The following is a 222-nucleotide window of genomic DNA, read 5'->3' on the forward strand; positions in this document are numbered from 1 at the left end:
GGCGCGATCCGCGACGCGCACGCGGCGGCCGGCTACGCCGTGGTGGGGCTCGCGCCGACCAACGCGGTGGCGCAGGATCTGAAGGCGGACGGGTTCGGCCAAGGGGAGGGCCGGGCGGCGACGGTGCATTCCGAACTGTTCCGGATGAAGAACGGGCATGCCTCCTGGGACGCGCGCACGCTTGTGGTAGTGGACGAGGCGGCGATGCTCGATGCGCGGATC

The 222-nt window shown here is 72.1% G+C and carries 1 protein-coding gene; it reads left to right on the forward strand.

The features are described 5' to 3' along the window. Window positions 1–222 (forward strand): AAA family ATPase (locus Q1A87_RS24075; protein WP_299657466.1); only part of this gene is annotated, 222 nt, incomplete at both ends.

It is taken from the genome of uncultured Jannaschia sp. (assembly GCF_947494055.1).
In the GTDB taxonomy this organism is placed as follows: Bacteria; Pseudomonadota; Alphaproteobacteria; order Rhodobacterales; family Rhodobacteraceae; genus Jannaschia.